Source organism: Glutamicibacter halophytocola (assembly GCF_001302565.1).
Classification (GTDB): Bacteria; Actinomycetota; Actinomycetes; order Actinomycetales; family Micrococcaceae; genus Glutamicibacter; species Glutamicibacter halophytocola.
Genome location: NZ_CP012750.1, coordinates 3,750,826 through 3,771,525, shown reverse-complemented (window position 1 = coordinate 3,771,525; position 20,700 = coordinate 3,750,826). Strand labels below are relative to the sequence as shown.

General features: G+C 60.3%; 17 protein-coding genes. 10 read left to right on the top strand and 7 right to left on the bottom strand.

All coding sequences use genetic code 11. The features are described from left to right. Positions 1–7: 7 nt before the first annotated feature. The 6 genes from chvE to galK all read left to right on the top strand — a co-directional run bounded on the left by chvE (position 8) and on the right by galK (position 7,391). Complete coding sequence (chvE, locus tag AOZ07_RS17340; protein ID WP_060703125.1) at positions 8–1,177, top strand: multiple monosaccharide ABC transporter substrate-binding protein; 1,170 nt, start codon at positions 8–10, stop codon at positions 1,175–1,177. A gap of 90 nt (positions 1,178–1,267) precedes the next feature. Next, positions 1,268–2,806, top strand: coding sequence for a multiple monosaccharide ABC transporter ATP-binding protein (gene mmsA, locus AOZ07_RS17335; RefSeq protein ID WP_060703124.1), 1,539 nt, complete (start codon positions 1,268–1,270; stop codon positions 2,804–2,806). Continuing rightward, positions 2,803–3,984 carry a multiple monosaccharide ABC transporter permease gene (gene mmsB / locus AOZ07_RS17330; protein ID WP_060703123.1) on the top strand — a complete coding sequence of 394 codons (1,182 nt, stop codon included), beginning with the start codon at positions 2,803–2,805 and terminating at the stop codon, positions 3,982–3,984. The genes mmsA and mmsB overlap by 4 nt, the downstream gene beginning before the upstream one ends. Positions 3,985–4,098: 114 nt before the next feature. Further along, positions 4,099–5,034 carry an aldose 1-epimerase family protein gene (locus AOZ07_RS17325; protein WP_060703122.1) on the top strand — a complete coding sequence of 312 codons (936 nt, stop codon included), beginning with the start codon at positions 4,099–4,101 and terminating at the stop codon, positions 5,032–5,034. Between the two features lie 54 nt (positions 5,035–5,088). Beyond that, positions 5,089–6,198, top strand: a complete 1,110-nt coding sequence (gene galT, locus AOZ07_RS17320) for a galactose-1-phosphate uridylyltransferase (protein WP_060703121.1) — start codon at positions 5,089–5,091, stop codon at positions 6,196–6,198. Then, positions 6,195–7,391: a galactokinase gene (gene galK / locus AOZ07_RS17315; protein WP_060703120.1), complete on the top strand. Its 1,197-nt coding sequence runs from the start codon at positions 6,195–6,197 to the stop codon at positions 7,389–7,391. Before galT ends, galK begins: the two co-directional genes overlap by 4 nt. A 25-nt stretch (positions 7,392–7,416) precedes the next feature. On the opposite strand, the gene AOZ07_RS19200 is transcribed toward galK, so the two are convergent. After that, positions 7,417–9,183, bottom strand: a complete 1,767-nt coding sequence (locus AOZ07_RS19200; protein ID WP_060703119.1) for a GNAT family N-acetyltransferase — start codon at positions 9,181–9,183, stop codon at positions 7,417–7,419. A 50-nt stretch (positions 9,184–9,233) separates the two neighbouring features. On the opposite strand from AOZ07_RS19200, the gene AOZ07_RS17305 reads away from it, so the two are divergent. Further along, complete coding sequence (locus tag AOZ07_RS17305; protein ID WP_060703118.1) at positions 9,234–10,040, top strand: alpha/beta fold hydrolase; 807 nt, start codon at positions 9,234–9,236, stop codon at positions 10,038–10,040. On the opposite strand, the gene AOZ07_RS17300 is transcribed toward AOZ07_RS17305, so the two are convergent. From AOZ07_RS17300 to AOZ07_RS17275, 6 genes are all read right to left on the bottom strand, one after another. After that, entirely contained in the window at positions 10,037–11,065 is a 1,029-nt protein-coding gene (locus AOZ07_RS17300) for a Gfo/Idh/MocA family protein (protein WP_060703117.1), read from the bottom strand. The two genes, AOZ07_RS17305 and AOZ07_RS17300, sit on opposite strands and share 4 nt — an antisense overlap. A 149-nt stretch (positions 11,066–11,214) precedes the next feature. Then, positions 11,215–12,009, bottom strand: coding sequence for a carbon-nitrogen hydrolase family protein (locus tag AOZ07_RS17295; RefSeq protein ID WP_060703116.1), 795 nt, complete (start codon positions 12,007–12,009; stop codon positions 11,215–11,217). 115 nt (positions 12,010–12,124) lie between these two features. Further along, positions 12,125–13,138, bottom strand: coding sequence for an inositol 2-dehydrogenase (gene iolG, locus AOZ07_RS17290; RefSeq protein ID WP_060703115.1), 1,014 nt, complete (start codon positions 13,136–13,138; stop codon positions 12,125–12,127). A 5-nt stretch (positions 13,139–13,143) separates the two neighbouring features. Beyond that, positions 13,144–14,037 carry a sugar phosphate isomerase/epimerase family protein gene (locus AOZ07_RS17285; protein ID WP_060703114.1) on the bottom strand — a complete coding sequence of 298 codons (894 nt, stop codon included), beginning with the start codon at positions 14,035–14,037 and terminating at the stop codon, positions 13,144–13,146. 10 nt (positions 14,038–14,047) lie between these two features. Then, positions 14,048–15,142 carry a Gfo/Idh/MocA family protein gene (locus AOZ07_RS17280; protein ID WP_060703113.1) on the bottom strand — a complete coding sequence of 365 codons (1,095 nt, stop codon included), beginning with the start codon at positions 15,140–15,142 and terminating at the stop codon, positions 14,048–14,050. A 200-nt stretch (positions 15,143–15,342) separates the two neighbouring features. Beyond that, positions 15,343–16,914: an IclR family transcriptional regulator gene (locus AOZ07_RS17275; protein WP_060703112.1), complete on the bottom strand. Its 1,572-nt coding sequence runs from the start codon at positions 16,912–16,914 to the stop codon at positions 15,343–15,345. 415 nt (positions 16,915–17,329) lie between these two features. On the opposite strand from AOZ07_RS17275, the gene AOZ07_RS17270 reads away from it, so the two are divergent. Genes AOZ07_RS17270 through AOZ07_RS17260 form a run of 3 tightly spaced genes read left to right on the top strand, consistent with a single transcriptional unit; the run spans position 17,330 to position 20,359 of the window. After that, a complete protein-coding gene (locus tag AOZ07_RS17270) occupies positions 17,330–18,430 on the top strand; it encodes a maleylacetate reductase (RefSeq protein WP_060703111.1) in 1,101 nt (366 codons plus the stop codon). Positions 18,431–18,485: 55 nt separating this feature from the next. Continuing rightward, complete coding sequence (locus AOZ07_RS17265; protein ID WP_060703110.1) at positions 18,486–19,424, top strand: aldo/keto reductase; 939 nt, start codon at positions 18,486–18,488, stop codon at positions 19,422–19,424. A gap of 35 nt (positions 19,425–19,459) precedes the next feature. Further along, positions 19,460–20,359 (top strand): dioxygenase family protein, encoded by a 900-nt coding sequence (locus tag AOZ07_RS17260; protein WP_060703109.1) that lies wholly within the window; start codon positions 19,460–19,462, stop codon positions 20,357–20,359. Positions 20,360–20,700: the final 341 nt, after the last annotated feature.

Genomic DNA, 20,700 nt, shown 5'->3' with positions numbered 1-20,700 from the left:
GGAAAAGATGGCATGGAATAACTGGACCCGCAAGGCTGCGGCGACTGTTGGTTCCCTCGCGCTGGTTACCGCAATGGCAGCCTGTGGCGGCAGCGGCGCAGGTGGCGGTGCAGGCGCCGGCGACGGCGAATCAAAGGCACCGGAGGACATCCAGGTTGGCGTGGCAATGCCTACCGAAACCTCGGAACGCTGGATCGCTGATGGCGCTGCCGTCAAGAAGCAGCTGGAAGAAGTTGGCTACAGCGTCGACTTGCAGTTCGCCAATGACGACATCCCCACCCAGCAGCAGCAGATCGACCAGATGATCACCAAGGGCGACGACATCCTGGTGGTGGCCTCGATTGACGGCACCGCGCTGTCGACCCAGCTGCAGGCCGCGGCGGATGCAGGAATCCCGATCATCTCCTACGACCGCCTGATCAACGGTACCGAGAACGTCGACTTCTATGTCACCTTCGACAACTACAACGTCGGCGTGCAGCAGGCCACCTCGCTGCTGACCGGCCTTGGCTTGCTGGATGCGGATGGCAAGAAGACCGACAAGAAGGGCCCGCTGAACATCGAGCTCTTCGCCGGTTCCATCGATGACAACAACGCGCACTTCTTCTGGAAGGGCGCCATGGACACGCTCAAGCCATTCCTGGATGACAAGACCCTCGTGGTGAAGTCCGGCCAGACCGACATCGAGCAGGCAGCCACCCTGCGCTGGAGCCAGGAAGAAGCCCAGTCGCGCATGGAAGATCTGATTACCGCCCACTATGCCGGCGGCAAGACCAAGATCGATGGCATCCTCTCGCCATTTGACGGCATCTCCCGCGGCGTGATCACCGCCCTGTCCAACGCCGGCTACGGCAAGTCGATGAAGGCAGGCCTGCCGGTTGTCACCGGGCAGGACGCCGAAATCGCCTCGGTGAAGCTGATTGATGACGGGGTCCAGTACTCCACCATCTTCAAGGACACCCGCAAGCTGGCCACCCAGGCCGTTGAAGCCGTCAAGGCCTACGCCGGCGGCGGCGAGCCGGAAGCCAACGACACCGAGACCTACGACAACGGCAAGAAGGTCGTCCCATCCTTCCTGCTGGATTCGGACATCGTGGTCAAGGACAACATCAAGTCCCTGCTCGTTGACTCCGAGTACTACACGGCAGAAGAAGTAAAGGCCGGCCGCAGCAAGTAGCTTCCCGCACCCAGCGCCGGCCGCAGCATCACGATGTTGCGGCCGGCCGCGGGCAGGTCGCTCTCAGCACACACCAAGGACGTCTGCACTATGGACACCACCATCCTGCAAATGCAGGAGATCACCAAGACTTTCCCCGGGGTCAAGGCGCTGGACGGCGTCAACCTTTCGGTTCGCAAGGGCGAAATCCACGCCATCTGCGGCGAAAACGGCGCCGGCAAATCCACCCTCATGAAGGTGCTCTCCGGGGTCTACCCGCACGGCAGCTACGAGGGCCAGATCATTTTCGAAGGCGAGGAACTCAAAGCCTCGAATATCAAGGATTCCGAAGCCCAGGGCATCGTGATCATCCATCAGGAACTGGCCTTGGTGCCCTACCTGTCGGTGGCCGAGAACATCTTCCTTGGCAATGAGACCGCCCGCGGCGGCTTCATCGACTGGAACGAAACCAACCACCGTGCCGCCGAACTGCTCTCCCGCGTCGGCCTGGATGAACTTCCGGTCACCCCGGTAGGCCAGCTGGGCGTCGGCAAGCAGCAGCTGGTGGAAATCGCCAAGGCGCTGAGCAAGAACGTGAAGCTGCTGATCCTGGACGAACCCACCGCGGCACTGAACGACGATGACTCCGAGCACCTGCTGAACCTGCTGCGCGGATTGCGCGAGCAGGGCATCACCTCGATCATCATTTCGCACAAGCTCGGCGAAATCGAGGACATCGCCAATACCACCACCATCATCCGCGATGGCCAGTCCATCGAAGCGCTGGACATGGCCGACCCGGCCTCCAACCAGAACCGCATCATCCGCGGCATGGTCGGCCGCGAGCTGTCCTCGCGCTACCCCGAACGCGAGCCGAAGATCGGCGATGTGGTCTTCGAGGTGCGCGACTGGTCGGTGCAGCACCCGGTGCAGCAGGAGCGCACCGTGGTGGATCACGCCTCGCTGAATGTGCGCGCCGGAGAAATTGTCGGCATCGCAGGGCTCATGGGCGCCGGGCGCACCGAGCTGGCGATGAGCGTCTTCGGCCACAGCTACGGCCGGAATATCACCGGCAGCGTGCTGATGGACGGCAAGGAAGTGGATACCTCCACCGTGGGCAAAGCCATCAAGGCCGGCATCGCCTACGTCTCCGAGGACCGCAAGAAGTTCGGGCTGAACCTCATCGAGGATATCCGGGTGAACACCACCGCGGCCGGCTTGGGGAAGATCTCCTCCAACGGGTTCGTCAACTCCAACCGCGAAATCCAGATCGCCGAGCACTACCGCAAGTCCATGCGCATCAAGACCCCCAACGTCATGGCCAAGGTCGGCAACCTCTCGGGCGGCAACCAGCAGAAGGTGGTGCTGGGCAAATGGCTGCACACCGCACCCGAGCTGCTGATCCTCGACGAGCCCACCCGCGGCATCGACGTCGGCGCCAAATACGAGATCTACACCATCATCAACGAGCTGGCCGCGGCCGGCAAGGCAGTGCTGGTGATCTCCTCCGAGCTGCCCGAGCTGCTGGGCATCTGCGACCGCATCTACACGCTGGCCTACGGCCGGCTGACCGGTGAACTGCCACGGCACGAAGCCAACCAGGAACGCCTCATGGAACTCATGACCATCGAGAAGGAAAGCACCCGATGACCATCACAAGCGAGCTGAAGGATATCTTCACCAAGAACCTGCGCACCTCGGGCATTTACATTGCCTTTGTGCTCATCGTGGTGCTGTTTGCCATCCTGACCAATGGGCTGCTGCTCAGCCCGACCAATATCACCAACATCGTCCTGCAGTACTCCTACGTGCTGGTGCTGGCCCTGGGAATGATCATCGTGATCGTCGCCGGCCACATCGATCTGTCCGTCGGCTCGCTGGTCGCCTTGACCGGCGCCGTCTCCGCGGTGCTGATCATCAAGCACGACATGCCCTGGTGGGCCGGCATGCTTGCCGGCATCGCCGTCGGCGCGCTGTGCGGCCTGTGGCAGGGCTTCTGGGTGGCGTATGTGGGCATCCCGGCCTTCATCGTGACCCTGGCGGGCATGCTGCTCTTCCGCGGCTTGACCTACGAAGTGCTGAACAACGTTTCACTCTCCCCATTCCCTGGCGAATACGGCCAGATTGCCGGCGGATTCCTCAACGGCCTGCTCGGCGGCTACGGTTTTGACACCTTCACCCTGGTCATCGGCGCAATCGCCGTGGCCGGACTGATCTACTCGCAGTGGCGCACCCGCCAGGGCCGCGTGAAGTACGGGCAGAGCGTCGAATCCCTGGCCATGTTCCTGGGCAAGAACGTCCTCTCGGCCATCATCATCCTCTGGTTCTTCTGGCAGATCGCCACCAGCCGCGGCATGCCGATCGTGCTGATCATCCTGGCCGTTCTGATCCTGGGCTACCACGTGCTGACCACCCGCACGGTCTTCGGCCGCCACGTCTACGCCATCGGCGGCAACCTGTCGGCAGCCAAGCTCTCGGGCGTGAACGTCAAGAAGATCAACCTGTGGATCTTCATCAACATGGGCCTGCTTTCGGGTATCGCCGGCGTGGTCTTCTCCTCGCGTTCCAACGGCGCCCAGCCCGGTGCCGGCAACATGTTCGAGCTGGATGCCATCGCGGCCTGCTTCATCGGCGGCGCCTCGACCACCGGTGGCGTTGGCCGGGTGACCGGAGCCATCGTCGGTGGCCTGGTCATGGCGGTGCTCTCCAACGGCATGCAGCTGATGGGCGTGGGCGCTTCCACCCAGCAGATCGTCAAGGGCATCGTGCTGCTGCTGGCAGTGGCCTTCGACATCTACAACAAGCGACGCGCAGGCGCCGGCAACTAGGCCGAGCCCCGCGCAGTGCATGGCTGGGCCCTTCCGCACCGGTGTGCGGGAGGGCCCAGCGTGTGCCATGAGCTCCAAATCCGGACCAGCACAGAAAGAGGAACCATGCCCAGCATGAGCGAACCCCAGCTGACCAGCGCCAATGGCCAGGTGGTGGCCCTGGCCGCCCATGGCTTCAGCGCAGAATTAGCCAGCGTTGGCGCCACCCTGGTCAGCCTGGAGCACCAGGGCCGGCCGCTGGTCCGGGCCTTTGACCCGCAGCAGCCCCGCCCGGTCTTCTCCGGGGCGATCCTCGCTCCCTGGCCCAACCGCGTGCGCGATGGACGCTACACCTGGGAAGGGGTGCAGCGCCAGCTGCCGATCACCGAACCGGCCCGGGGGCACGCCCTGCACGGGCTGGTGGTCGACACCGATTTCACCCTGGTCCAGCACGGCGATGATTTCGCGGAGTTCCGCACCATCATCACCCCGAGCGAGGGCTACCCCTTCGAGGTGCAGCTGGTGATCAGCTACCAGCTGGAGCCGCAAGGGCTGCGCACCACCGCCACCGCCACCAACCTCGGGGCCGAAGCGGCGCCTTTCGGCTGGGGATCGCACGCCTACCTGGTGGCCCCTGGCGGAAAGGCCGATGCCTGGACGCTGAGCCTGCCGGCGCACGAGGTCCAGCTCACCGAGGGCCAGCGCCTGCTGCCCACGGAGGTTGTCGCGGTGGCCGGCACCGAACTTGATTTCCGCACCCCGCGGACGCTGGGCACCACCTTCATCGACCATGCCTACACCGCCCTGGAATTCGACGGCGAGAAGCTGGCCAGGGCGGTTCTCACCGATGAGCACGGCGTGGGCTCGCAGATCATCTGGGATGGCACCTGCGGCTGGGTGCAAGTGCACACCGCCGACGGCGATGATCCGGCCCTGAACCGCACCGGCCTGGCCGTCGAGCCCATGACCTGCCCGCCGGGGGCCTTCAACTCCGGTGAAGGCGTGATCCGGCTGGAACCGGCCGCCACCCACCAAGCCAGCTGGCTGATTGGCCCGGCGCAGGCGAGCTGAGCTCGCCGGCCTGTTCCACACCACCGAACTGACGAACTATCTGGAGACATTGCCATGCCGCAGGGCAACGCAGCACATGAAGCAACCCACCGGGTCCACCACCTTGCCGATGGCCGCCAGGCAATCTTCTTCGCCGATGGCTCGGGCAGCGTGCCCGAAGAGGTGCATGACACCCGGGCCTTGGACCCGCGCGGCGAGCCAGGTGAACTGCGCTATGACAGGTTGACCGGCGACTGGGTGGCGGTGGCGGCCCACCGCCAGTCGCGCACCTACCTTCCGCCCAAGGACCAGTGCCCGCTGTGCCCGAGCGTTGACGGGCGGCTCAGCGAAATCCCGGCCGAAGATTTTGATGTGGTGGTTTTCGAGAACCGCTTCCCATCCCTCGGCCCGGCACTGGGGAAGATTCCGGAGCATGCCGCGGAACAGGTTCCGCTGCCAGCCTATGGCCGCTGCGAAGTCGTGGTGTTCACCCCCGACCATGCCGGATCCTTCGCCTCGCTGAATGACGAGCGCGCCCGCACCGTCGTGCAAGCGTGGGCCCAGCGCACCGAAGAGCTTTCCGCCATGGAGGGCATCGCCCAGGTCTTCCCATTTGAGAACCGCGGGCAGGATATTGGCGTGACCCTGCATCACCCCCACGGGCAGATCTACGCCTATCCGTACCTGACCCCCACGGCCCGCAAGATGGCTGATCAAGCGGTCAAGCATCTTGAATCCACCGGCCGAACGCTGATGGGCGACATCCTCGAATTCGAGCAGGCCGAAGGCACGCGCATGGTCGTGCAGGGCGAGCACTTCTCCGTTTTTGTTCCCTATGCAGCACGCTGGCCGTTGGAAGCCCACCTCGTCCCGCACCGGCATGTGCCGGATTTTGCGGCCTTGACCGAAGAGGAAAAAGACGAATTGGCGATCATGTATCGGGATCTGCTGCGCCGTTTTGACGCGCTCTATGACACGCCAACCCCATACATCGCAGCCTGGCACCAGGCGCCGCTGGCCGCCAGGGAACGCGCTGCTTCCCGGTTGCACCTTCAGCTGACCAGCCCGCGGCGAGCCGAAGACAAGTTGAAATTCTTGGCTGGATCCGAAGCGGCCATGGGCGCTTTCATCAATGACATTCCAGCCGAGGCAACGGCAGCACGACTGCGCGAGGTGACCCTGTGAGCATTAGCGACAGCAAAGACCACGCAGCGCGCGTCAGCGCACTGCGCGAGAAGTTCACCAAGACCTTTGGCCATCACCCGGAGGGCATCTGGCGTGCGCCGGGACGCGTGAACCTGATCGGCGAGCACACGGACTACAACATGGGCTACGTCCTGCCCTTTGCCATCGACAAGAATGCCCTGGTGGCCATCCGGCGCAAGTCCCAGCTGGAGCCGGAGAACACGTCGCTGGACTTCGCCTCGACCTATGGCGGCGGAGAATCCATTCCCGTCACCTCGATTACCATCGACGAGCTGGTGCCCAAGGCCGTGCCTGGCTGGGCTGCTTATCCTGCGGCGGTGGTGTGGGCGTTGAACCAGCTGGAAGGTGTCGAGCTGGCCGGTTTTGAGTTGCTGGTGGATTCTGATGTTCCGGTGGGTTCGGGGCTGTCTTCTTCCCATGCGCTGGAAGTGGGAACGATTGTTGCGCTCAACGACCTTTATGAGCTGGGGTTGTCGCTCACCCAGATGGCGCAGTTGACTCAGCGGGCTGAGAACGAGTTTGTGGGTGCTCCGACGGGGATCATGGATCAGAGCGCATCGCTGATGTCCCATGCGCAGCATGCATTGTTCCTGGATTGCCGTTCCATGGAAGCACAGGCCGTGCAATTGCCGTTGGCCCAGAATGATGCTGTGGTCTTGGTGATAGATACGCGGGTGGAGCATTCGCATGTTGATGGCGGGTATGCGGCCCGCCGGCGCAGCTGCGAGCAGGCCTGCGAAGTCTTGGGAGTGGATGCGCTTCGGGATGTGGACAGCGTTGAGGCGCTTGAAGCCATCGGAGATCCGGTGATCAAGCGACGCGCAAAGCACATTGTCACCGAGAACCAGCGAGTGCTGGAGACAGTCAAGGTCTTGGGCGAGGGAGACCTTAAGGCGGTCGGCGAGCTCCTGTACCAGTCCCACGTTTCCATGCGTGATGACTACGAGATCTCCAGCGAAGAACTTGATGCCGCGGTGGAAGCGGCGATGGAAGCCGGGGCGATCGGCGCCCGGATGACCGGCGGTGGTTTTGGCGGAAGCGCTATTGCACTGATTCGCCGAGAACAGGTGGAGCCGGTCAGCCAAGCGGTGCTGGCCGCCTTTGAACAGGCAGGTTATGTGCAGCCGAATATCTTCACCGTCGTTGCCGACGAGGGCGCTGGCCGAGCGTAGGCCGGCTGCGTCCTCGGCCAGAACCTCAGAGCAGCAGCTTGAGTCCCACATGGCTCTGCTCGTAGCCCAGGCGCGCATAGAACGCATGGGCTTTGAGCCTCGATGAATCGGTAGTCAGCTGTGCAAGCCGCGCCCCGCGGGCCCGGCCATGCGCATGAGCCCATTCGAGCATCGCCCGGCCGACGCCGTGGGACCTTTCGCTGGCAGCTACGCGCACGCCTTCGATCTGCAAGCGCGTGGTGCCCTTGCGGGACAGCCCAGGGATGATCGATAGCTGCATCGTTCCGATGACGGTGTCTTGTTCATCGCGGACCACCGCAAGATAGTTTGACCAGTCGCGGCTGATCTTGTCGAAGGCCCGTTCGTAGGCCACCAGTTCCTCGCCTTCGCGGGCGGCGCCCAACTCGTCATCGGAAAGCAATGCGACAATGGATGGTACATCGGAGCGCTCGGCACGCTGCACACGGTACCTGCGCTCGCCGAGGCGGAGCAATCCGCCCACCGATGCCCGGGCCTGGGAACGAAGCTTGAGGATCAGCGCATCCAGCCATCCGCCCACGTGCTCACGGCCTTCGGGAGTATCCGGGTAGCGGCACCGCAGGTGCAGTCCGGTGTCATCGAGGATGAACCACAGCATCACCCCGTCGGTGCGGATGCTGGCGCCAATGTACTGGGCTTCTAGGCCGATGGAATCAACTCGAACCGGAAGCCTGCGCAGGTCCAACCAGGAAATGGCGAACATGCCCGGCGCCTCGGGCATCCCGCCCCATGGTTCGAGTATTTCCTCCAATGGCCATGAGCCAAGCCGTACCGCTTCCTTGACTGCGGCTGCGCAGGCGAGCGGGGATGGATCTGCAGATTCGATGACGGCGTTGGTGATGAACCAGCCCACGGAGTTATCCCATTGGTGATCGTAGCGGCTGTGCACGGGGAAGACTGCCCGCAGCGGGGCCTGGGCGAGGTCCAAGGTCACCGAGGTCATCGCAGAGATGACAGCGGTCAGCGTGGAGACAGAATCCTCTTTGGCCTGGGCTGCAAAGGCGGCGCTGTCATCCACGTCCAAAACATCGCGGACCTCTACCCGTTCTGCGTGGGGCACTGGTTCGCCTAGCGGCAGCGGGAAGCGGGGCATGACCGAACCACTGGCATCCAGCACCTCTGCCCACCGCTGGTGGACCTCGCGAGGGGCGCGTTCGCGCTCGGCCAAGGCCCGGGTGTGCTCGGTGAAGCTTGCTGCGGCCAGTGGCTGTGGCACCACATCATCATCGGAGAGCCCCAATGCCCGCAGCAGGTCGCGCACGATGACCAGCATCGACCACATGTCCACATGCGAATGGTCCGAGGCGATGACGACCGTCGACTCCAACGCGGTCTCCAGCAGGCACAACCGATGGGACGGAGCATTAAACGGCGAGCAAGCCTGGTCAAAAACGTCCCGAAGCGCATCGTTCATCGACTGCCCGCTGGCTACCGGGTGCTGTGTCCACGCCCCGGGCGACACGTTGATCTCTTCAAGACGCAGCTCGCCCTGCTCATCCTGGCTGAAGGCAGAGCACAAGGTTCCATGGCGGTTGACGACTTCCAGCCACGCGGCGGCTAGCTCATCCAGCGCCACCTTGGCAGGCAATCGGAAGCTGATGGCCATCCATGATCCCGGGCGCTGGCCAAGCGAGACATGACGCCGCTGGTCAAAGGAAATCGGCAGCTCAACTCCGGTGCGCTGGACAGCGACGTCGTATCCGTGCAACTTTCCAAAGGGCAACCGTAACTGTGCGACGTTCGTCAGTCTCATGGCGTTATCCTATTACCCAAGATTGACTATGACGGAAGCGAACTTGGATTATGGCGACATTTAGTGTTCAAGGCGCTGATCTTGCAGTAGAACTCAGTGATGAAGGCGGGCATCCGGTAGTCCAGCTACATGGCTTGACCTCAAGCCGGGCACGCGACCGCTTGTTGAATTTGGATCTAGGCCGAGGGCTCAGCGGCACTCGGCTGCTTCGCTACGATGCTCGCGGGCACGGTGAATCTACTGGGCGTGCAATGGCTGAGGACTACGAGTGGAAGCACCTCGCCGATGATCTGCTGGATCTGCTGCACGAGTACTTCCCTGGCGAAAAAGTCTACGGGGTGGGCCCATCGATGGGTTGCGCCACCCTGCTATACGCAGCGATCAAGGATCCCGAGCGCTTCTGCGGATTGACGCTTCTGCTTCCGCCCACGGCGTGGGAGTCTCGCAAGGCGAAGTCGCTAGCCTATGCGAACCACGCCCGGGTACTGGAAACCGAGGGCTGGGATGCCTTCATCCAGGCGGATCTCAATCAGCCGGTCCCGCCAGCCACCATCGGGAATCCCGTGACGGTACCGGATAATGCTCCCGAGCTGCTGCCGGCCATTTTCCGAGGTGCTGCCGCCAGCGACTTGCCCCAGCTTGCGGACCTGGCACGCGTCACCGTTCCCACGCATATTCTTGCGTGGACTGAGGACCCCTCCCATCCGGTGGCTACCGCACAAGCCCTGTTGTATGCGCTGCCCCAGGCGAGGCTGCAAGTAGCGAGCACGCGCGGCGAAGTGAATGCCTGGCCGCAGATCTTGATGGATGATGTGGCCAAGCACGGCGCCCCGCATCCAGCGGAGCCGATCCACTAGCCTCTGCGAAGCTCGGCCGCGATGCGGTCCATGGTCTGCGCGATGGCCAGCGATTCATCAAGCGGCATGACAGGGGATTCGAGCAGGCCTTCACCGATGCACCGGGCAACATGGGCGGCTTCCCAGCCAAGGCCAGTAGCAGCAGAGTGCTCGCTGAATTCCTGGCTGTCGGCGATGCTGCCATCGGAGTTGCGCAGCACCAGCCGCGACCCGGAACTAATCGGGCGTTGCACTTCCAAGGTCGCTTCGGTTCCGGCAATCCAGGCACTCTGCGGTGAATCAGTTTCAATGCTGCTGAACACGCTAGTCGTAGACCCGTCCTCGTTGGCAAGCACTGCCGTGAACGATGCGTCGACACCCGTCTCGGTCATTCGCCCAGAAGCATGAAGCAGCTGCCGAACCGGGGAAACCATGGCACTGAAAGCGATCGGGTAGATGCCAAGATCCAGCAAGGCGCCACCGCCCAGGGCAGGGTCATAGATCCGTGAAGCGGGATCAACCTCAAACTTCGCTCCGAAGTCGGCGTTAATGGAAAGAACCTGGCCGAGCAGCCCGGACTCGATGACCTGCGCGATCACGTTGCCGACGGGCAAAAGGCGCGACCACATGGCTTCCATGGCAAAGACGCCTGCAGCCCTGGCCGCGGTGATCACCTGCTGGGTTTGCCCGGCGTTCAAGGTCATCGGCTTCTCCACCAGAAGATGTTTTCCGGCGTTGATGGCCTTGATGGCGAGTTCAGCGTGGCCGCTATGGGGGACGGCAATGTAGACAACATCTACCGATGGGTCGTTGAGCACCTGGTCGTAGGAATCGTAGGCGCGCGTATTGCTGTCGCCATGCCTCTGGGCGAACAGCGTGGAGCGCTCCTGGCTGCGCGAACCAACCGCTGCAATACGGCTCTGGGTCAGCGAATTCAGGGAGGTGGCAAATTGCTCGGCAATCCACCCGGGCCCCAAAATTCCCCAATTCAGTGCTGGTGCCGACGAGGGATGCTGCAGGGCAGGCTGGGGAAGTGCTAGGGACACGGAAACTCCTAAATATAGTCAGTGGGGCCGGATAGTATTCGCACTATCTCGGCCGGAGGCAAGGCAGCCCGAGCTGCCCCCGGGGGGATTGCTTGTATCTGCCGATGGCGGCGTCTCCAGGGACAGGGCATCCAGCTGTGGTTCGCGTGCTAAAGATCGACCGAATTGGCCAGCACCGGCAGTTGCCTGCGTGCTTCCTCGACCAACGCCAGATCCAGGTCGACCACGAGCAATTCGGGTTCGGCGCCAGCTTGCGCAATGATCTGCCCCAGCGGATTAACTACCACCGAGTACCCCACGCCCAGCGGCGCGGTGCCCGACAGCTGTTGCCCAACGCTCTGCGGGTCGGCCTGGTCAACGGCTACAACGAAGGTGGTTGAATCCAAGGCACGGGCCTTGGCGAGCGTTGTCCACTGTTCGGCCTTGCCTTCGCCTTGGCCCCAGGACGCGCAGACGACGTTCACGGTTGCTCCGGAATTGGCATGGTGGATGAACAGCTGCGGGAATCGCAGGTCATAGCAGGTGGCAACGCCCAGGATCTGCCCCTCGTGCTCAAAGCGCACTGGAGTGTTTCCGGGGGTCACCGCGTCGGATTCGGCATAGCCGAAAGCGTCGTACAGGTGGATCTTGTCGTAGTGGGTATCTGCCTCGGCACCGGCAATCAATAGGGTATTGCGGACCCGGCCCTCTACTCCGGGGGTAAACATTCCGGCGATGATGGTGATCCCGATTTCCCGTGCTTGCTGGCGGATCAGTGTCGCCCACGGTCCATCCAGCGACTGGGCGTTCCTGGCCAGGTCATTGCCAAATGCAACTTGCATCGCTTCCGGGAAGACCACCAGGGAAGCGCCGGCCTCCTTGGCCCGCTTCGCGTGATCCCGCACGATCACCAGATTGCGTTGCGGATCTGAGGTGCTGAGCACCTGAGCGAGAGCAATTTTCATGAGGCGGCTCCTTCCGAAGCTTTGATCACCAGAGTCACTAACAGCGTAAACCCTATGTTGTTTCCGGCTGCCCGAATGGAAACGGCCCGGGCCTACTGCGCGGGCCGTTCCAGCGTCACCAGATCTGATCGATCTTTACGGTCTTGCCCGTAGCGGCAGATTCTACTGCGGCATTAGCCAGCACCAAGGCGGCGAGCCCATCGGCAAAATCGGGCGTAGGAGACGATTCTCCACGGATGGCTGCGGTGAATGCCTGCAGCTCCAAACGGTATGCATCAGCGTAGCGTTCCAGGAAGAAGTTATAGATGGGATCTTTCAGCTCTGTTCCGGAAGCCGCGTGTTTTCTGACTGCAGTAGGTGTCAGATTTCGCGCTTCCAGCATGCCTTGTGCACCGAAGGCTTCCAACCGTTGATCGTAGCCATAGGAGCAGTGCCGCGAGTTCGTGATGGAGATCAGTTCTCCGCCGCGGCCTCGAAGCGTAAGGACCGCAGAATCGTAATCCCCGAGCTCTCGAATATCATCACTGAATTGGTTTGCGCCCACGGCGGTCACTTCGACAATATCGGGGACGAAGAACCGGGCCATGTCCAGATCGTGAATGGTCATGTCGCGGAAGATTCCACCGGAAGTCTCCAGATAACCGCGGGGTGCCGGAGCCGGATCCCGGCTGATGATGGTGAGTTGTTCCAATTTGCCGATCTCTCCGGAAGCCACGCGCGCATTAACGGCCGCGAACCCCGGGTCGAAACGGCGGTTGAAACCCAGCATGATTGGACTCGTCGAGTCCTTGATGTGGTCGCGGCAAGCCAGAACTGTAGACAGGTCCAGATCGATGGGCTTTTCGCACAGCACGGCGAGACCCTGCTTGACTGCCCTGGTCATCAATTCAACGTGGGTGTTGGTTGGCGAACCGATGATGACGCCATCCAGAGACGCATCGGCGAATACTTCATCAGGGTCTTGAACGGCCCGCGAGCCAGTGGCCGAGGCAAGTGCTGCAGCGCCGTCGATGAAGGGGTCGGCGATCATGACCAGATTGACGGATGGATCTGCGGCCAGGTTGCGAGCGTGGACTTGGCCGATGCGGCCGGAGCCGAAGAGCGCAAGGCGCAGGGGGCGAGTCGCCATGATAGTTAGGCCTTTCGGGAAGATGTTGCCAGTGAATGCGGAAAACTTGCTATGGCCGTGTCGAAGGCGTGCTGAAGGCCTTCGCGTACCGGAGTATTGCGGTGCACTTCGGAAATGACTTCAACACCCCACGGTCCCTGGTAGCCGGCCTCGATGGCACGGGCTATGAATTCTGCCGTATTGAACTCGCCTTCGCCGCAGTAGGTCCGGCGATTGATCGTATCTTCAAAAACGGTGCCTAGGGTCTGGAAATACCCATCGTCGATTTCTACCGCCGCGACCCGTTCCAGAGGCAGCATCCGCCAGAGTTCCTCATGGGAGAGCCCGGATTTTGCGGTGTGCCAAATATCGATCATGAGGCCGGCGGAGGGGCTGCCGCTGGCCATGACGACTTTGATTGCCTCCTCGGTTGTTCGAAGATTGGAGAACGGGGTGGCTTCAAGTGCCAGCTGGATTCCGTGCATGGCTGCGTCGTCTGCCAGTTCACCGAAAGCATCGGAGAGCAACTGGATCGGCAGCGGATGATCGGCATTGCCCGCGCCGACCTTGATGTGGCGTGCCTTGAGGGCGACAGCAGCTTCAAACAGGTCTGCACGGATCTGATCGGAGACCCGACGCTGTTGGCCTGTAGCCCACCAATCGTTGAGAAACTCCACTTCGATATGTTTCAAACCGGCTGAGCGGATCATTTCGCCCAGTGCTTGATAGCCAAGTGTTTCCTTGGCAATGACGAGATCTGCGTGAACCAGGCCGATTCCCGCGAAGCCGCTATCGGCTACCGCGCTAATGCGCTCAGCGATCTCGATGGGACTGGCTTCGCTGGGGCGCAATGGCGCGGCATCACCTGCACTAAGCCAGCAGGTGGCGATCAGCTCAGGGGTAGTGCGATGTGTTGTCATCTGTTCATTCCTATTTGCTGTAATCGACAACGGACAAGGCTGCGCAAGCCCCTTGATTCTTGCTTGATTCGTAGCAAGCTGCAACGATTCGGGCGACGTCTAGGGCATCCTGGACCGGGGCAAGGATCGGAGCTCCATTGCGGATTGAATCGACCCATCCCTGCATTTCGGTGTGGAAATTTGAGATGTTTTCAAGTTCGGGCAGTTCGGAGAACTTGTTCGATTCAGTTCGAGCGAAGGGTGGAGTGAAACGAGATTCAATCCATTCATTCCAACCTGGCATGAATCCGTCACGAGCCTGGTCAACGTGCACTCTCAGGGTTTGAGGCAGAACGCCGATCTCAAGCATGCCCTTGGTGCCGTAAACAAATATTCTTGAGCTTTCGAACCACTCCAGAGAGTCGTGCCCGTCGAAGCTGAAGGTAATTGATAGGTCCTCGTAGTTCAGCAAAGCCGAGGCTGAATCTTCACGGCTGCTCTCGTCGGAGAGCCGGGGAGATTTGTGGACGCGTGCATTAACGGACTGGGGCGTGCCGAAGATGCTGACCAGCGAGTCGAGCATGTGGCATCCCAGGATCCACAGTACGCCGCCCATGTCAGCTGGTTGCTTGAGATGTTCGGTGAGGTGTTCGCCGACCATGGCCGAACCACGTGCTGCTACGGTGACCACTTCACCGATCGTTCCCTGCGCGAGGAGCTGTTTTGCTCGTTCGATGCTCGGGGCAAGGCGAACGTTGTACCCTACCTGGATGACCTGATTAGCACCAGCAGCGGCTTCGGCCTGGAGGAGCTGTTCGAGATCCTCGACGGTTCCACCTCCGGGTTTTTCTACGACAACCGATTTCCCTGCCGCAATGGCACGTTTGGCATGTGCCAGCATGTCCTTGCTCTTCGAATGCACCATGACTGCGTTAATGCGCTCATCGTTGAGCAACTCATCAACACTGCAAGGGGCAACGTCATACTTGTCGGTGAAGTACGTCAAGCGCGGGTCGGTGTCAGCGGCTGCAACCACTTCCACTCCCTCAATGGCGCGCAGCGCGCGCACTCTGGCTGAAGCGTGCGGATGGGTGATACCCAGCAAGCCAACGACAATTTTTTCCATGTGCTGTCTCCCATAGATTTGTTGCGTGGGACGGTCTCGATGCGACCGGTGGTGGCAAGTTCTCTTGCCGAAATGCGGTGGTGAAATGTCGACTGTAATTTTCATACATTGGACAACCTGTCCAAAGTATTTCACGTCACACTAGTCCGGTCAAGTGCCTTGCTGGGAATCAAGAGTTCCGCGCTACCGAGGAAGCTGGCCTAGCATTCGAGGCGCGCGCCCAGGCGGCTGGAGAGCTCCCGCGCACCCTGGATCACTAGTTGTGCGGCGCTGGAATCCTCGCTCGGCGAGGCGAGGATCCCCTCGCGCAAGCCGCTGATCGATAGTGATGCAACCACGTGGTTGCGGTGATCGTAGATGGGGGCGCCAACGGCGGCGATGCCCGGGGTAAGCTCGTCGTCGCTCACCACATATCCTGCATCGCGGATGTCCTGGAGTTCAGCTAGGAGTTTGCTCTTCGAGCGCGCGCTGAAGCGTTCGTCGGGGCTCTGTGATAGGAGTGCCGCGTAGTCTTCCCACGCGGGGCGTTCTTCAAACGCAAGCAATGCCCGTGGCGCAGCGCCGACATGGAGCGGCAGAGAACTTCCTAGTGAGAGCAGGCGACTATTGACCCGCTTTCCTTCGATGCGCTCAATGCACACGGCTCGGGAATTGCGCCGTACGCACAGGAATACAGTCTCTCCCGTGGCATCGTGAATCGAGCGAAGAATCGGCAAGGAGGCCCTTCGCACGTCTAGGGAATTGAGCATATTGCCGGCCAGCGAGATCATTTTGCTGCCAATCCGGAAAGCGCCTCGATTGGCGAGTTGTTCGATCCAGCCAATATCCTGCAGCGTTCCGAGCATTCGGTAAACCGAGCTCGCTGGCTCATTGATCAACTCTGTCAGCCTGCTCGATGTGGCCACTCGCTCTGACGCCAAGGCGCTGATCAACGTGCCTGCCTTGGCTAGCACCGATCCCTGAGAATCCGGGGCATCGAATACGGCGCCCGTGGGTGCAGGGGAGAAGTCCTGGCGCGCCTCGCCCAGCTCCATGGCTGCCGCTTCCATTGCCTTTCGGACTTCTTGCTCAGTGGCCCTGACGTGATCAACTAGTCCGGCTACGGTGAGGGCTCCAAACAAGGTTCCATCAGGGTTGAATACGGGGAAGCCTATGGCGGCGATGCCATTGACGACTTCATTGACTTCCAAGCGCCATCCGTCATTTCGTGTCTTCTCGACCAGCTTCACAAGATCTTTGGCTCCTGTGGGCGTGTGAGGCGCAAGGGCGGGGAACGGCGCGCTCTTGATGAGGGAATCCAGTATTTCCGGCGTGCTGAAAGCCAGGATCACATGCGAGGCGGCGCCTGCGTGCAAGGGAAGGATTCTGCCGGAGGAAAGCGCATGCAGATCCACGTCGGTAGCGTCGACCTGATCCAAGCAGACAGCGGTGTTGTTTCGATAGATCCAAAACGCTGAGGTCAAGCCCAGTCTCGATTGCATGTCTTCGAGAACTGTAGTGAGCGTGTTTCTGTCGATCAGCGCGTCGCTTGCCGCTTCGCCAAGCCTTAGAATTCCAGTTCCGAGTTCGACAAGCGAGTTCTCGCTCCGTCTAACGAGGCCAGACTTTTCAAGCGTGGAAAGTATGCGGTAGACCGAGGGTCTTGGTTCATCGGTGGCCTTAGCTAGATCAGCTGGCGTGGAAGGGCCAAGAGCGGAGAGCTCATCGACAAGCAGGCCTGCTTTCAGAACCAGCTGAATCGGAGAGACCTTTTTCGTCCGTTCACTACTCATCTGGTGGCTCCTTCGATCGGGAAAGCGGTGTGGCTCCAGTCCGCCTTGTCAGCGTCTTGGGCAGTTAATTTATTCTGCCGTGGATTATTGCCTGGTTGGGGGAGGTGGAACCAAGAAAACGAAATATCGCTCGCGGTAAGTGCCGACCTATGATAGTTTTTGAACACCTTGTCCATTCTATAAGAGTATTGCAATGAATGAGATTCAACCAGAGGCAGCTGATGACTTCAGGAATCAAATCGCAATGGCTGTCACCTAACGGGAGCTGAATGCGACGGAGCAATCTCGATCGCGAGGATGAGAGCAAGCCAACCAAATATCTGGGAAACCTCCCCGAACTATAGGAAAATCCGCCAAGCCCGGCGCAGAGGGCGGGCGCGGCGGTACGTTAAACACGACAAAGAGGACTAAGCAGATGACTAATCTGAACACGGAGCAGGGTCTTGAATTTAGCTACCAGGCTTTGCCGATGAGAGTTAAGTTCGGTGTCGGATCCTTGCAGGAGCTTCCCGCAGAGCTGGACGCGTTGGGCTTAAAGCGCGTGCTGGTAATCTGTTCGCCAGAGCAGCAGGCAACGGGGCAGATGGTGGCCGACGCGCTAGGCGATCGAGCCGCCGGAATCCTCCCGGAAGCAGTGATGCATGTTCCGGAAGAAGCTGCGCTTTCTGCCAGCCAGAAGGCTACTGAACTCGGCGCTGACGGTTGCGTAACCGTCGGGGGAGGTTCTGCCATAGGACTGGGCAAGGCTATTGCGCTTAAGCACAGCCTGCCGATTATCGCCGTTCCGACAACTTACGCAGGTTCCGAGATGACTCCGGTCTGGGGGCTGACCAGCAACGGCCGCAAGCAAACTGGCAAAGACCCTCGAGTGCTGCCAACGAGTGTTGTGTATGATCCGTCCTTGACGGCCACCTTGCCGGTGGGAATGTCCGTGACGAGCGCAATCAACGCCATCGCACATGCGGTTGAAGCGCTGTACGCTCCGGATGCCACTCCGATCATTTCATTGATGGCTGAAGAAGGCGTAAAGGCTCTAACGCAAGCATTGCCACTGATTGTGGATGATCCAAGCAACCTGGAAAACCGGGCGCAAGCCTTGTACGGATCCTGGCTTTGCGGCGCTACGCTGGGTGCCACCACGATGTCGTTGCATCACAAACTGTGCCATGCGCTAGGAGGAACGCTTAACCTTCCGCACGCTCAGACGCACACCGTGGTCCTTCCCTACGCTTTGGCGTTCAACCAGGTTGCTGCACCCGGCGCCAAGGCAGCCTTGTCGCGGGCATTGGGCGGAGCAGACGATCCGGCACTTGAACTGTGGAACCTCGCAGAAAGGCTGGGCGCCCCTCGTTCCCTATCCGAGCTGGGCATGGAAGAGAGCGACATTCAGCGGATTGCTGAAGAGGTTGTCGGGTACTCCTATGGGAATCCACGCGCCATAGACCTGGAATCTATTCAGGGATTGCTTAGCGACGCTTGGCGAGGTAGCCAGCCACAAGCCAACCCCGGACTTTGACCAGCAATTCTCCGTTCTCCGATTTAGAAACACGCACAAGAAGTGGGGTAAGCGCATGACCGCAACTGCTACTACAGCCAGCGGAGCTGAAGCTTGTCGACTGGTTCTCGGCACCAATGTTTTCGGCTGGACTGCTGGCCAGGAAGCGTCGCACGAAATCTTGTCTTCGTATGTAGATGGTGGGGGCAACTTCATTGATACTGCGGATTCGTATTCCTTCTGGGCGGAAGGGAACGCTGGTGGGGAGTCTGAACGCATCATTGGCTCGTGGCTCTCGGGCCGCAGCGATAGAGACCAATTGATCGTCGCGACTAAGGTCAGCCATCATCCGGAATTCTCCGGCATGTCCCCGGAGAATATTCGAGTCGCCGTCGAGGAATCGCTTCGCCGGCTAGGAACCGAATGCATCGACCTCTACTACGCGCACTTTGATGATCCTTCTGTCCCTTTGGAACAAAGCGTCCAGGCTATGTCGGAATTAGTGGATCAAGGAAAAATCAGGTCGATTGGGGTGTCCAATTATTCGTCCCAGCGGATTGAAGAATGGATCAGCATAGCCAAAAGCGCGGGGTACCACGTGCCAATCGCCATCGAGCCCCAATACAACCTGATGGAACGCGCAGTTGAAACCGACATTCTTCCGCTAGCGTCCAAACACGGACTTGATGTATACCCTTACTATTCCTTGGCTCACGGTTTCCTTTCCGGAAAATACCGGCCAGGGAATCTTCCCCAGGGTGCAAGAACGTCTGACGCATCGCAATATATGGATGCCAGAGGGCTTTCAGTGCTGGCCGTTCTGGACGAGATCGCCAAGCGTCGTCAGGTGCAGCCAGCTGCCATCGCTGTGGCATGGATTCGCGGCAAAAACGACGTGACAGCGCCGATTGCCAGTGCACGCAACCTTGACCAGTTATCGCCTTTGCTCAGCACGATGAACCTGGTTCTCGATGAAGGCGAAGTGCAGCTTCTTGATGAGGCCTCCCGAATATAGGTATTGCGCAGACAAACTATTTGTTAGGAACGAAGATGACCAAGCAAAACCATAATGTAGCCAACGAGCAAGCTGCAGTTGAAGAACAGCTGATCCAGACGGTCGTTGACTCATTCGACAACTGTACGGATCCTCGACTCAAAGAGTTGATGCAGTCCTTGACCAAGCATCTCCATGCCTTCATCCGAGACGTGCGGTTGACTGAACCCGAATGGAACGCGGCGATCGAGTTCCTGACCGCAGCAGGCCATATCACCGATGATAAGCGCCAGGAATTCATTCTGCTTTCAGACGTTTTCGGTGCTTCGATGCAGACCATCAACGTCAATAACGAAGTGCACGACAACGCTACGGAAGCGACCGTATTTGGCCCGTTCTTTGTTGACGATGCCCCTCGGATCGAGAACGGCGGAGATATCTCCGGCGGAGCTCCCGGACAGCCATGCTGGGTTGAAGGTACTGTGAAAGACACTGAGGGCAATCCCCTTCCCGGGGCACGCATCGAAGTCTGGGAGGCTGATGAAGAAGGCTTCTACGACGTGCAACACAGCGATGGGCGAGTATACGGGCGTGCGCATCTGTACAGCGACGAAAATGGCGCTTACAGTTTCTGGGGGCTGACTCCAACTCCATATCCGATCCCCCATGACGGTCCGGTTGGGCGCTTGCTGGAGAATGCCGGGCGCTCGCCAATGCGCGCTAGTCATTTGCACTTCATGGTCTCGTCAGCTGGTCACCGGACATTAGTGACCCACATTTTTGTTACTGGCGATGAGTTGCTGACCCAAGATTCCGTGTTCGGGGTTAAGCAGTCCCTGATCAAGGACTTTGTGCAGCAGCCACTCGGTACGCCGACACCAGATGGCCGAGTGCTTGATGAAGGTAGCTGGGCACGGGCCCAATTTGATATCGTGCTTCCGCCAGAGGGCGGATAAAGACCGAACGAATTGCCATTTAGGTGAGTAGCTTGGACCCGACGATCACCGGGTCCGGCGCCTGAAAGCCCAAGAGCATGGTTCCGAAACTACATCGGAACCATGCTCTTGGGCTTTGTTCTTGAACAGGGAAATATTGCAGCCAAGGTCCTTAGGGATCCTCAGGCCAGGAAAAGTGTGGCTGTCCCGGTTGTGGCGACGGCTTTCAATTCTTTTCCGAGTGGACTTTGCCGCTCGCGACGAACGGATATTTGGCTGGGAGCACTCGGTCCCCTTGCGCCTGCCCTAGGAGTCGAGAAGCTGGCTTCAGCATGCTTCGGGTGCCCGAAGCGACTCTTGAT